Source organism: Bradyrhizobium sp. (assembly GCF_004799405.1).
Taxonomy (GTDB): domain Bacteria; phylum Pseudomonadota; class Alphaproteobacteria; order Rhizobiales; family Xanthobacteraceae; genus Bradyrhizobium.
Genome location: NZ_SSMW01000007.1, coordinates 1 through 11,221, shown reverse-complemented (window position 1 = coordinate 11,221; position 11,221 = coordinate 1). Strand labels below are relative to the sequence as shown.

11 protein-coding genes and 1 pseudogene are annotated in these 11,221 nt (G+C 62.2%); 2 read left to right on the top strand and 10 right to left on the bottom strand.

Annotation, left to right across the window (positions count from 1 at the left end):
• Window positions 1–340: pseudogene (locus tag E7813_RS01835) on the top strand (acyl-CoA synthetase); the annotation flags it as partial.
• A 33-nt stretch (window positions 341–373) separates the two neighbouring features.
• Here the strand turns inward: E7813_RS01835 and E7813_RS01830 are convergent.
• From E7813_RS01830 to E7813_RS01805, 6 genes are read right to left on the bottom strand one after another with little or no spacing between them, the layout of a single operon-like run.
• Complete coding sequence (locus E7813_RS01830) at window positions 374–1,177, bottom strand: MBL fold metallo-hydrolase (RefSeq protein WP_291570294.1); 804 nt, start codon at window positions 1,175–1,177, stop codon at window positions 374–376.
• Complete coding sequence (locus E7813_RS01825; protein WP_291570291.1) at window positions 1,174–1,965, bottom strand: TatD family hydrolase; 792 nt, start codon at window positions 1,963–1,965, stop codon at window positions 1,174–1,176. The genes E7813_RS01830 and E7813_RS01825 overlap by 4 nt, the downstream gene beginning before the upstream one ends.
• Before the next feature lie 11 nt (window positions 1,966–1,976).
• A complete protein-coding gene (gene metG, locus E7813_RS01820; RefSeq protein WP_291570288.1) occupies window positions 1,977–3,839 on the bottom strand; it encodes a methionine--tRNA ligase in 1,863 nt (620 codons plus the stop codon).
• 54 nt (window positions 3,840–3,893) lie between these two features.
• The gene (locus E7813_RS01815) at window positions 3,894–4,940 is read right to left on the bottom strand and encodes a DNA polymerase III subunit delta' (protein WP_291570285.1); all 1,047 of its coding nucleotides are present in this window, start codon (window positions 4,938–4,940) and stop codon (window positions 3,894–3,896) included.
• The gene (gene tmk / locus E7813_RS01810; RefSeq protein WP_291570283.1) at window positions 4,937–5,623 is read right to left on the bottom strand and encodes a dTMP kinase; all 687 of its coding nucleotides are present in this window, start codon (window positions 5,621–5,623) and stop codon (window positions 4,937–4,939) included. The genes E7813_RS01815 and tmk overlap by 4 nt, the downstream gene beginning before the upstream one ends.
• Window positions 5,624–5,625: 2 nt before the next feature.
• On the bottom strand, window positions 5,626–6,777 hold the full coding sequence (locus E7813_RS01805; protein ID WP_291570299.1) for a D-alanyl-D-alanine carboxypeptidase family protein: 1,152 nt from the start codon (window positions 6,775–6,777) through the stop codon (window positions 5,626–5,628).
• Between the two features lie 281 nt (window positions 6,778–7,058).
• Between E7813_RS01805 and E7813_RS01800 the strand changes: the two genes are divergently transcribed.
• Entirely contained in the window at window positions 7,059–8,009 is a 951-nt protein-coding gene (locus E7813_RS01800; protein WP_291570280.1) for an alpha/beta hydrolase, read from the top strand.
• 10 nt (window positions 8,010–8,019) lie between these two features.
• On the opposite strand, the gene E7813_RS01795 is transcribed toward E7813_RS01800, so the two are convergent.
• The 4 genes from E7813_RS01795 to E7813_RS01780 all read right to left on the bottom strand — a co-directional run bounded on the left by E7813_RS01795 (window position 8,020) and on the right by E7813_RS01780 (window position 10,358).
• Window positions 8,020–8,949 (bottom strand): septal ring lytic transglycosylase RlpA family protein, encoded by a 930-nt coding sequence (locus E7813_RS01795; RefSeq protein WP_291570275.1) that lies wholly within the window; start codon window positions 8,947–8,949, stop codon window positions 8,020–8,022.
• A 204-nt stretch (window positions 8,950–9,153) separates the two neighbouring features.
• Window positions 9,154–9,645: a hypothetical protein gene (locus E7813_RS01790; protein ID WP_291570272.1), complete on the bottom strand. Its 492-nt coding sequence runs from the start codon at window positions 9,643–9,645 to the stop codon at window positions 9,154–9,156.
• Between the two features lie 34 nt (window positions 9,646–9,679).
• On the bottom strand, window positions 9,680–9,913 hold the full coding sequence (locus E7813_RS01785) for a DUF2061 domain-containing protein (RefSeq protein WP_291570297.1): 234 nt from the start codon (window positions 9,911–9,913) through the stop codon (window positions 9,680–9,682).
• A gap of 163 nt (window positions 9,914–10,076) precedes the next feature.
• Window positions 10,077–10,358 carry a hypothetical protein gene (locus E7813_RS01780; RefSeq protein WP_291570270.1) on the bottom strand — a complete coding sequence of 94 codons (282 nt, stop codon included), beginning with the start codon at window positions 10,356–10,358 and terminating at the stop codon, window positions 10,077–10,079.
• Between the last annotated feature and the right edge of the window lie 863 nt (window positions 10,359–11,221).

The window sequence follows — 11,221 nt, the reverse complement described above, 5'->3', positions numbered from 1 at the left end:
CATCAAGGATCGCTCTAAGGACATCATCATTTCCGGCGGCGAGAACGTCAGTTCGGTCGAGGTCGAGGATGTGCTCTACAAGCATCCGGCGGTACTGTTTGCGGCGGTCGTTGCAAAACCGGATTCAAAATGGGGCGAAGTGCCCTGCGCTTTCGTCGAACTAAAAGACAACGCCCGCGCCACCGAGGCCGAAATCATCGCGTTCTGCCGCGGCCAGATGCCGGGCTTCAAGACGCCGAAGGCGGTGGTGTTCGGGCCAATCCCAAAGACATCGACCGGCAAGATCCAGAAATTCAGGCTGCGCAACCAGGTTGATTCCGCCAAGGCGATATTGGCGTGAGGGGCCCTTCCCCTTGATGGATTGCTGCGTCGTTTACGGTTGTTCCAGCGTCAGCCGCATGCCGTCATAGGCGGGGATGACATCCGGCGGCAGGCTCCGGCGCAGCACCTCGTAGTCCAGGTCGGAATGCATGTTGGTGATGACGGCGCGGCGCGGCTTGAAGCGGCCGATCCATGACAGTGCGTCGTTGACGCTGAAATGGCTCGGATGCGCGGCATAGCGCAGCCCGTCGATGATCCAGAGCTCAAGGTTTTCGAGAAACTTCCAGCTCGCGGGCGGAATGTCGCTGACATCGGGCGTATAGGCGGCGTCGGCGATACGATAGCCGAGGGTGGGTATGTTGCCGTGCTCCATGATGAATGCGGAAAGCGTCACCGCACCGCCCTTCCCTTCGATGCTGCGGCTTTCGCCGGCCTCAATCGCGTGGTGATCCAGGATCGCCGGATAGCCGCTGCCCGGCGCCGACACGAAGCAGTAGGAAAATCGCAGCAGGATCTGGTCAGCGGTCGATTTGTTCAGATAGACCGGAATGCGCCGGCGCTGATGCAGCACCACGGAGCGCAGATCGTCGATCCCATGGGTCTGGTCGGCATGCTCGTGGGTCAGGAAAACCGCATCGATGTGATCGACGTTGGCATCGATCAACTGCTCGCGCAGATCGGGCGACGTGTCGATCACGATCCGTGTCACGCCGTTGCCGGATTGACGCTCGACCAGCAATGAACAGCGCCGGCGGCGGTTCTTCGGGTTGTTGGGATCGCAGGCGCCCCAGCCGAGTGCGGGGCGCGGCACGCCGGCGGAAGACCCGCAGCCGAGAATGGTGAGGGTTAGCGTCATGCCGGCGCTTTCGCTGACGGCACCTTACTGAACAGGCGGAAGAAGTTTTCGGTGGTCTGCCGCGAAATTTCCTCAAGCGAGACGCCACGCGTTTCCGCCAGCACCTTGGCAATTTCGACGACGTAAGACGGCTCGTTGCGCTTGCCCCGGAACTTGCCGGGCGCGAGATACGGCGCGTCGGTCTCGACCATGATGCGGTCGGCCGGAAGCTCGGCTGCGAGATCGCGCAGGGCTTGCGACTTCTTGAAAGTCAGGATTCCCGTAAACGAAATCGATAGTCCCAGCGCGATCGCTTTCATCGCAAGCTCGCGTCCGCCGGTGTAGCAGTGCAGCACGGCGCGGAACGGTCCTTTGGCCATTTCATCTTCGAGGATGCGGCCGCAGTCCTCGTCGGCATCGCGGGTATGGATCACCAGCGGCAGGCCGGTCGCACGCGCGGCGGCGATGTGCGTGCGAAAACCGCGTTCCTGCGCCTGGGGAGAGCCGTGCCGGTAGAAATAATCCAATCCCGCTTCGCCCAGCGCCACGACCTTCGGATGCCTCGTCAACGCGATCAATTCGTCGGCGGGAATCCCGTCTTCTTCATCGGCATGATGCGGATGGGTTCCGACCGAACAATAGACATCAGGGAATCGCTCGGCGATGGCGAGCAATTCGCCAAGACGCCGCACCCGCGTCGAAATGGTGACGATGCGCTTGATCCCCGACGCACCGGCCCTAGCCACGATGGCGTCGAGATCATCGGCGAAATCGGGGAAATCGAGATGGCAGTGGCTGTCGACAAGCATGGTGCGACCGTTCAAGTCGCCGACGGTTCGATGTAGCGCGGGAAGATTCCGACCGGCATCGGCAGCCTGGTGCCGGCCTTGATGCGCGTGGCGCCGCCCAGCGCCTTGAAGTCACGCATGTCGTGGGGGATGCCGAGACTGTCCAGCAACTTCGCTGCGGATTCCGGCATCACCGGTTGCGCCAGAATGGCGATCTGGCGAACTACTTCCGCCGTCACATACAGCACGGTCCCCTGCCGCGCGGGATCGGTTTTCGCCAGCGCCCATGGCGCCTCGCCCGCGAAATAGCGGTTGGCTTCCGCCACCACGGCCCAGACCGCATTCAGCCAGTGATGAATCTGCTGCGTCGCCATCGCGGTTCGTGCAAGCTCGAGCATGCCATCGGCCTGCGCCAGGATCGTCTTGTCGGTGCCGGTCAAAGCGCCCGGCTCCGGCAAGATGCCGCCGAGTTGCTTGGCGATCATCGACAGCGAACGTTGCGCCAGGTTGCCGAGGTCGTTGGCGAGATCGGCATTGATGCGCGCGACGATGGCTTCGTGATTGTAGTTCCCGTCCTGCCCGAACGGCACTTCGCGCAGGAAGAAATAGCGCACCTGGTCGACGCCGTATTGATCGGCAAGATTGAAGGGATCGACCACATTGCCGACCGACTTCGACATCTTCTCGCCGCGGCTGAACAGGAAGCCGTGGGCATAGACGCGCTTCTGCACGGGAATGCCCGCCGACATCAGGAAGGCCGGCCAGTACACCGCGTGAAAGCGGATGATGTCCTTGCCGATGACATGCAAATCCGCTGGCCAATAGCGCCATTGCTGGCTGCTTTCGTCGGGAAAGCCGACGCCGGTGATGTAATTGGTCAGCGCGTCGACCCAGACATACATCACGTGCTCGGGGTTATTTGGCACCTTGACGCCCCAGTCGAAGGTCGTGCGCGAAATCGACAAATCCCTCAATCCGCCCTTCACGAAACTGATGACTTCGTTGCGGCGGGAATCCGGACCGATAAAATCCGGCTGGTCGTTGTAAAGCGCGAGCAGCCTGTCCTGATAGGCTGACAATCTGAAGAAGTAGCTCTTCTCTTCGACCCAGTCGACTTGCGTGCCCTGCGGGCCGCGCCGCACATTGTCGTCGCCGACAACCGTTTCTTCCTCGGCGTAATAGGCCTCGTCGCGCACCGAATACCAGCCGGAATAGCTATCGATATAGATGTCGCCGGCCTGTTGCATGCGGTTCCAGATCACCTGCACCGAACGATGATGCGCGGGTTCCGAGGTGCGGATGAAACGGTCGAAGGAGACGTTCAGGCGCCGGTCCATTTCCTTGAACCGTTCGGCGTTGCGCGCGGCGAGCTCGGCCGGCGTCATTCCCTCCGCCTGCGCGCTCTGAATCATCTTCTGGCCGTGCTCATCGGTGCCGGTGAGGAAAAACACATCCTTGCCGTTCAGACGCTGGAAACGCGCCAGCGCATCGGTCGCGATCGCCTCATAGGCGTGGCCGATATGCGGCAGGCCGTTCGGATAAGCGATCGCGGTCGTGATGTAGTAGAGATTGCCGCGCGAGGTTGCGGCGGGCTTTGCGGCGGCAACGGCCTTCTGCCCGGTAGTGCCGGATTTCGGTTCCGCGCCCGGTTTCTTGATGGCGGACGAGTGCTTCGGCGTTGAAACGGGTTTCCTTGGTGTCGTTTTTTTCGCGGACCTCTTCGACGGTTTTTTAACAGTCTTTTTCGCGGCGGATTTCCTCGCAGGCTTTTTGGCAGATTTCTTTGCCGTCTTTTTTGCTTTCCTGGCATTTTTCTTCGACGCCGCGGCCCCGCCGGCGCGTGGCGAACCCTTCTTTGATTTCTTGTTCTTGGAAGGTTTTTTCCGGGAGGCCACCACGAATTCCTTTATCGCTTAAACAACATGATCTGGTTGAGAACAGGTGGAGGGTTATCGCGTCGCTTCCGCGAGCAACCCGAATACCGAGAAAACCAGTGGTTTTCGTTCGAGATTGTATTCCGCGGTATCGCGCGCGGCGCGGTTGATCTTTTCCCATACCTCCGCCAGCCGTGCAAGGCGGGGAAGGTTCGCATTGGCATTGGCGTCGTCGGCACGCAGACGTTCGCTCATCCAGCGGTCGATGCTGTCGACGAATGCCGCGAGCGCCACCCGGTCGCTGCCGCCGAGCGCGTCCCCCAGCGCATGCAGTTCGCGCGGATCGACCTGCGGCAAGGTAGCCAGCAGCGCCGCGGTTTTTTGGTGGAGCTTGATGGCGTCGCCGCCAAGCAGCGTCAGCGCGCGGGAAACGCTGCCGTCCGCCGCTTCGGCCGCTTCAACCAGTGCAGAGTCGTCGATCGCGATGCCCGCGGCCTCGGCGGCCGCGTGGATGACGTCGTTGACGGCAAGCGGCCGCAACGGCAATTTTCGGCAACGCGACTGGATGGTGGGCAGAACCCGCGCCGGCGCATGGCTGACGAGAAGGAACAGCGATTGCTGCGGCGGCTCCTCGAGAATTTTGAGCAGCGCGTTGGCCGCATTGGGATGGAGTTCATCGACGGTATCGACGATGCAGACCCGCCAGCCCCCAACCGCTGCGGTCGATCCGAAGAAAGAAATGGTCTCGCGGGTCTCGTCGACGGTGATCACGGTCCGCAGCACGCCCTTGTCGTTGAGCGTCCGTTCAAGCGTAAGCAGGCCGCCATGGGCGCCCGCCGCGACATGGCGCGCGACCGGATCGGCGGGATCGACGTAGAGCGTCTCAGCGCGCTGCACCTCTGCCGCCAATGCATTGCGGTGCGCGAGCACGAACCGCGCCATCCGATAGGCCAGTGTCGCCTTGCCGATGCCTTGCGCGCCCCCGATCAGCCAGGCATGCGGAATACGCCCGCTGCGATAGGCATTCAGTAGCGCCATTTCGGCGTCGCGATGGCCAAACAACGCGGTGGTTTCGCGCGGATGCACGGCCGTGATTGACGGTTCGACCTGACGGGCGCTCATGCCGAATGTGCCGTGTTGGTCATGGCGAACAGATGATCGCGCAAGGCCGACCATACATTTGCGGCGACGGTGTCGGCGGGGGCAGTGGCGTCGATCAGCACGCAACGCTGGGGGTCACTGACCGCAATTTGCCGGTAGGCGTCGCGCAAATCCTGGTGAAACTTGAGATCTTCCGCCTCGAACCTGTCAGGTACGCCGGCGCCGCGCCTCTTGGCCGCGCGCTGCATGCCGATCTCCGCGGGAACATCGAGAATGATCGTCAAATCGGGCTTGAGATCGCCGATGGTGACCCGTTCCATCGCATTCATGACGGCGGGAAGAACCTGTCCCAGCCTGCCCTGATACGCCCGGGTCGAATCCGAGAAGCGGTCGCACAGCACCCATATTCCCTGGTTCAAGGCCGGCTGGATCACGGTGCGTACGTGGTCGTCGCGCGCGGCGGCAAACAACAGCGTCTCCGCGTCGGGCCCGAGCAGCTTGCCCATTCCCGACAGCACCAGATGACGAATGACTTCAGCGCCCGGCGATCCCCCGGGTTCGCGCGTGACGATGGCGCGCAATTTTGCCGCGGCGAGACGTTCGGCAAGCGTTTTGATCTGGGTGGATTTGCCGGATCCCTCGCCGCCTTCAAAGGTGATGAATCGTCCGCGCCCGGGAGCTCTTTTGACCGCTGTTTCGGTCATGATCAGAGTTTCTCGGCGCCCGCGCGGAACATTCCGATGACGAGTTCGCTGGCGCCGTCGATTGCGCGTCGTATCGTCGATCCCGTACCGACCGCCTCCGTGGCATAGACCGGCGCTTCCATGGCGACGTTGGCGCCGCGCCAAACCTTGACGACGCCGACCTGCTGGCCCGCCGTAATCGGCGCCCGTACCGGGCCGTTATAGATCACCCGCGCGATCAACTTGTCGGTGCCATTCTTCTGCACCATCACCTTGATCGGTTGGGGGCTGGCGAGCTTGACCGAGCGGCTGTCGCCGCCAAACACCTTGGCGTAGCCGACCGGCTGGTTGGCCGCGAACAGCGGCCGGGCTTCGAAATTGCGGAATCCCCATTCGAGCATTTTCTTGGCTTCGGTCGCCCGATCGTCGGGATCGTCGAGACCATTGATGACGACGATCAACCGGATATCGTTCTGCACGGCGGACCCGACCATGCCGTAGCCGCCCTCCTGGGTGTAGCCGGTCTTCAGGCCGTCGGCGCCGGTAAGCGAGTTCAGCAGCGGATTGCGGTTTGGCTGCTTGATCTTGTTCCAGGTGAATTCGCGCTCGCCGAACAGTTTGTAGAACTCCGGATAGGTCTGGATGATGTAGCGCGCCAGCTTGGCGAGTTCGCGCACCGTCATCTTGTTGCCGGGATTGGGCAGCCCGTTGGAATTGGCGAATGTCGACTGCGTCAAGCCAAGCTCGCGCGCGCGCTTGGTCATCATCTCGGCGAAGGCGACTTCATTGGCGGCAATTCCCTCCGCCAGGACGATGCAGGCGTCGTTGCCGCTCTGAATGATGGCGCCATGCAGCAGATCGTCCACCGAAACCTTGCTGTGGATGGCGGCAAACATCGTCGAGGTGCCCGACGGCGCGCCGCCCTTGCGCCAGGCGTTTTCGCTGACCCGATATTCGTCGGTGAGTTTGACGTCGCCGTTCTGGATGGCGTGGAAGACCACTTCGGCGGTCATCAGCTTCATCATGCTGGACGGCGCCCGGAGGTCGTCCGCGTTCTTCTCGAACAGCACGCTGCCACTGGAGGCTTCGATCAGGATTGCAGTCGGCGCATCGCCGTCAAAACCGCCCTCATCTTTCTTGGCGCCCTGCACGCTGTTGTTGGCAGCCAGAGCCACGCTGCTGACACCGACGGCGATGACGGCAAGCGCTGCGACCAGGCTGCGCCAAAAGCTGCCTTTTGCGCGTCCCGGCGCGAATCCGGACGGGCGGGAAAGTGATATGTCTGATGCCATCGACGATGCCTTGAGGCGGCGTTCTAACAGTTGGAAGTACCGCAAACAACACGGGTTTTTTGCTGATGTCGCAAGGCCGGTCCGGTTGCGGCGCCGGTCAAACAACCCTATCGTGACGCATTGCGACTTCCCCAACAAAATCCGGCAAACAAGGCGGAAAAGCGATGCCATCCTCACGCACCATTTCCGCCAACGGCATCGACATTTTCCTGCTCGAACAGGGCGAAGGTCCGCTGGTGGTGCTGTGCCACGGCTGGCCCGAATTGTCGTATTCCTGGCGGCATCAAATCGCAGCACTTGCGGCGGCGGGTTTCCATGTGGTGGCGCCGGATATGCGGGGGTTCGGCCAAACCAGCGCGCCCGCCGATATCGGCGCCTACAGCCTTTTCGACACCGTCGGCGACATGGTTGCGCTGGTCGCCGCACTCGGCGAAAAGCGGGCGGTCATCGCCGGCCATGACTGGGGCGCGCCGGTCGCCTGGCACGCGGCGATGTTCCGTCCGGATATCTTTACGGCCGTAGCAGGCATGAGCGTCCCGCCGCCGTTGCGCGGACGCGTCCGGCCGCTCGAGGCCTTGCGCGAGAGCGGGATCACCAATTTCTATTGGCAATACTTTCAAACGCCGGGGGTCGCAGAGGCTGAGTTCGAGCGCGATGTGGGCTTGACGATGCGGACCCTCCTGGGGCGTGGATTTTCCGATCCGTCGGCCGCGATGTTCATCAAGGACGGCAAGGGATTTCTGGGCGATACCAGCGCGGACCGGGCGTTGCCGAACTGGCTCAGCGAAACTGATCTGGCCTATTTCACGGAAGCCTATCGGCAGTCCGGCTTTCGGGGCGGCCTCAACTGGTACCGCAACCTCGACCGCAACTGGGAACTGACCGCGCCATGGCAGGACGCACAGATCCGCCAGCCGTCGCTGTTCATTGCGGGATCGAAGGACGCCGTCATCACCGGGCTGATCGGCGCCAAACGCGTCGGTGATATGGAGCGGGTGCTGCCGAACCTGAAGCAGAAGCTCATTGTCGAAGGCGCGGGCCACTGGATTCAGCAGGAGCGCGCGGACGAGGTCAACGCGGCGCTGATCGCCTTTCTGAAGCAGAATGTGGGCTAGCTGCCGGGGCTTAATAGAGCCCGCGTCCGCTCAGCAATTCGCTTGGTCCGCGCGGATCGACCGGCGCGTACGCAGATCGCATGCTCGGCGCATAACTGCCGTCGGTTTCGTATGATACCGCGCGCGGATTATCGATGATACGGCCACTCGAACGCAGGCGGGCGGAGGCGGACATTTCGGATGTGGCGTTGATCGACGCCTGGTCTGCCGACGTATTGCCGAGGCTATAGGGCCTCCCCTCGGGCATCGGGATCTCGCCCCGGATCGCACGACCCGACGGGACTTCCGGAACGAATGGACGGGCGGATGCAACCCGGACCAAGGATGGTGACGGCGCCGGCACGCCGGTGCGCAACGTCGCCATCAGCTGACGGTCGTCGGAGCCTTCCAGCGGCGCCCGGCCGACATATTCGACCCTCACCCGCGCGACGCCATTGCCCTTGAATTCGAGCAGCTCGGCGGCCCGGCTGGAGACGTCCATCACGCGGTCGCCATGGTATGGGCCCCGGTCATTGACCCGGACGATCAGCGATTTGCCGTTGCTGAGATTGGTCACGCGTGCGTAGCACGGCATCGGAAGGGTCGGATGGGCGGCGGTCAGCGAAGCCATGTCGAACACTTCGCCGTTGGCGGTCAGCCGGCCGTGGAAGTCGTCGCCATACCAGGAGGCCAATCCCTCCTCGCGGTAATTGGCATCCTCTTCCGGCACGTAAACCCGGCCGCCGACCGTATAGGGTTTGCCGACGCGGTAGGTGCCGCCGCCCTTCGGTACGGGGTCGCCAAGAGCGACCACGCGGGGACTGGAGGAAACCCCATATTTGGGGTCAACCCGGCTGGCAAACTTGTTCGAAGAGGCGCAATTGGCAAGAATGAGGCATGTCGCCACGGCGGCAGCACCTCGCGCCGCCCGGCCCGTCCGATCTGACCGTCGAATCCCCATCGCCCCAAATACCATTCCACCGGTCGCGCGCCTACTTTCAGGCGCCCGACGGTCAATCATTCTCGATACGGCCCATCTCCGCATCAAGGTATGAACATATCGCAGCCCGAACGCGGCGGAAATGGGGAGAGCCCTAGGGTGGTAAATCAATGGTTTCGATCGCGGGCCTTGGCCTTAGAGGCCGCCGGAGCAGTTGCGGGATCGCTAATGGGGCGATTGCAGCGGCAGCGGAGCCCCTCCGGTGGAGATCGCTCCCGCCGGCTTGGGCGCCGCCGGTTTCTTCTTCGGCGCCGGTGCCACAGGTTTCGGAACTGCGGCCGGATCGACGGCTTGGGCAAGCGGATGCTCAAGCAAATCCAGGTTTGCGGACAGCGCCGAAACCTGATCGGACAATCGTTTTATCTCGGCGTCCTGGGCCGCCAGAACCTGTGCCGTCGATTGCATCGATCCGACGATCTGCTGCTGAAAGGCCTGGAAGTCGGTTAGCCCGACCGGCTTGTCAGGAGGGGTGGCTGATTCTGCCGCAGGGGTCAGGGATGGAAATGCCGGAAGGCCGTTGCCATAAGACCGCCAAAGCAAAAACGATCCGATGCCGGCTGCTGCCAGGACGACGATCAAAACAATCCACAACAGCGCCCTGCTCCGGGGCGGCTTTTCCAACCTGTATTCATAGTCGTCATTGACGCCGTCGGTCACCGTGAACTCCAAATCGTGAAAGCGACGCTCATGATCAGCGGCGGCCCCAGGAGGTGGCCGCCCAGACTCGCTCATGAAGATAGTACCACGCAACCTTGGTGATGACCTCAAGGCCGGCGATCGATCCCGCTATCACGACTTTTCCGGTCATGAACCAACTGATCGCAAAGGTGTCGAGCGTTCCCAAGGTCCGCCAGCTTATCGCTTTAAGGACAGATCGTGTATGCGTTTCTGCTCCGCGTAACGGTCCCACCCGGGATGCCTCCATAGCCAGCCAATTCGAGAGCCCCTGCATTGCCTCAGGCCGGGTGCTGCCAACGCATGTCATCATTCCCTGACGACAGTTAAAGGGGGGTATTTCATGGCTGCGATGCAGGTGAGCGCCGACCGGCGCTCCCGACAATACCCCCGGCAACCCAATGCCCGCGGAATCAGCAACCGCGGCAGACGCTCTTGACGATGCGATCAACGTTCGCATCTTCCGGGTCGGGCTTGGTATTGGTGCTGTCAGCCACGGTAGGCGGATGCGGCGCCGGGAGCGGCGCACTACCCGTCAACCGGGCATCCGGCGTCAGCGAAGGCGGAACGGATGGATTGGCGGGTGCCGACAGCGCACTTGGCGTGGAGTGGCTATGCATCCCGCCACCACGGGCGAAACCCGGAGGGATGCCAACAAGTATCAAAATTATCGCCGTTGCGATCAGTCTCGGCATCTCAACCCTCCTGGAGAGTTGCTGGGAGAACGGCGAGGAATCGCGAACGTTCCGTTAGCTGCGGCTGGCCTGGAAAAATTAACGGTCCCCGCCATCGGCTTTCATTGTCTTCGCGTACTTGAGAACGAAACCGATCGTCGGGGGCGGCAATCCGGTGGTAGCCCTTTCGCCTTGCGAACCCGTCTGCTAAGTCCCTGAATTCCAAAGCCGGAAGGGTGGCCGAGTGGTTTAAGGCACCGGTCTTGAAATACGAATGGCCGGGTATGCTCGCGTGCTGTCCAGTGCGATTCGGTAGGGTTTTCAGGGCTGAGCGCCCTGCCCTTCATCCTGTGTGTTACGTCTAATTCTGTTCAGTTCTTTGCCGTTTGGGTCCAAAGTTGGGTCCGGATCAAGCAAAGGATTATAGGAAATCGATGTCGAATGATGCCGCTTGGGTTGTGACATGGGAGGCGCCCGAAGTCCGTGCCCGCAAGGAGAAGGCATTGGATGATCAAGCGAGCGCGGTCAGCTTCGCAATGAGCCTAGACCTAGCTGATCGAACTTCGATTCAACTTCACCTGCCCCGGCGGCCCAAGCGTAAATTTCCCCGTCATTGTACAGATGGCCGAAAGCCCACACCCGATAACCCCTCCACGACTCCAGGAAGCCCGCTGGTGAGTCGGGGACTTGGCCGGTGTGATGGGGCCGGCCGATCGGCGCCAGCGCACGGCTTGCCACGGTGGCGCTGCCCGCGAGTCAAAAAGAGGTCGCCCAACTGAGGCGGCCCGACGCACACTTGCCGGGTAGATGCATGCGCCGGGCCTAGCCGGGTTATAAGGGCGTGCCCGGCCTGCGTTGGATTGAAGCAATACCCGTGCCGACTG